Below are 1,376 nucleotides of genomic sequence, written 5' to 3' on the forward strand. Positions count from 1 at the left end.
GCAGTCGACTTCATCTTGCTCAGGATGGCGTTGATTTCGGTTTGGATCTTGCCGCGATCGACGTTCGGCGACATCGCCGCCGTCAGCTTGGCCTGGATCGACTTCATGTCTTCAATGGTGTTGTTCATGCCGTTGAAGGCTGTATCGACCGAAGCTGCGCCGAGGCCGAGCGCGTCCTTCACCGCACCGAGCGAGCCGTTGTCGGCGCGGATCGTCGTGGCGATCGACCAGTAGGCGGCGTTGTCGGCAGCGTTCGACACCTTCAAACCAGTCGAGATACGGCTGCTGGTCTGATCAAGTTGCCCGGCGATGCTCTTCAGCGTCGTCAAGGCAGTCATCGCGGAGTTGTTTGTGAGCAGGCTAGACATGCAACGTCCCTCTGGTGAAAAAATATTCGGGACATACCGGGCTTCCACCGGTATGGCAGCGCGGCGTCATGCCTTCGAATGGGGTCTCATCGAGCGTGCCATTCAATCTGCCATAAACGCCACATTGCCCGACCAAACTTGCGCGAGGCTGTGCCTGCTATTTCTCACCCTTCCAACGCCCGCTATTTTCCTGCCTTAAACAGAAAAAGCCACGCCCTGGGGGAGGCGTGGCTCTTGCTTCAGTCCCTGACGGATCAGGGACTTGGCGTCGATTTAGCGGAAGAGCGAAAGGATCGTCTGAGTGTTCGAGTTAGCAATGCTGAGCGACTGAACGCCGAGCTGCTGCTGAACCTGAAGCGCCTTGAGGCGGGTCGATTCTTCTTCCATGTCCGCGTCGACGAGAGCGCCGATCGAACGCTCGTTCGCCTTGATCAGCGATTCGACAAAGGTCGTCTGCGACGTAATCTGCGTCTTGTTCGCGCCGAGCGTGGTCGCAGCGTCGGTCATGGCACTGATGGCCTTGTCCACGGCTGCAATGTAGCCGCGCAGCTTCGACAGATCCTGGTTCTGGATCGCGGAGATGTCCAACTTGTCGATGGCGAGTTCGTAATGCTTCAGCGCACCGTCCTCGTCCTTCGCCAGAACAGCCCATTCCTTATTCAGAACGCCGCCCTCGCCGTTAACTGCCGCAACCGCAGCAGCATTGGCCGTATCGATCGCCGTGGCGTAGGTCGTCTTCGCGGTATCGAAGGTGGTCTTCGCCGTATCGTAGGCGGTCTTCGCAGCCGCGTCCTTGGAGCTGGCTTCCCAGGTCGCGAGATCCGTTTCCCACTGGACCTTCGCCGCGTCGAACGTAGTTTTGTCGGCGGAGATGTCGGCATCCGTAGCAGCCGCGGCGTCAGCAGCCGTCGTGGTCTTGTCGTAGAGCTTCGTCGTGTCCACCGAAACGTTCACGGTGTCGACTGTGATCGCGCCGTCGACGCGGGTGAACGAGGCAACGATCTTACG

Annotated in this window: 2 protein-coding genes; both read right to left on the bottom strand. The window is 59.2% G+C overall.

What is annotated here, in order from left to right:
* Positions 1–368, bottom strand: a 368-nt coding sequence (locus AB4072_RS17095) for a flagellin N-terminal helical domain-containing protein (RefSeq protein WP_441969929.1), incomplete at its 3' end; no start/stop codon positions are given.
* Positions 369–641: 273 nt separating this feature from the next.
* On the bottom strand, positions 642–1,376 hold a 735-nt coding region (locus AB4072_RS17100), incomplete at its 5' end, for a flagellin (protein WP_441969930.1).

The sequence above is a fragment of the Microvirga sp. 2MCAF38 genome (genome assembly GCF_052115485.1).
Lineage (GTDB): Bacteria > Pseudomonadota > Alphaproteobacteria > Rhizobiales > Beijerinckiaceae > Microvirga.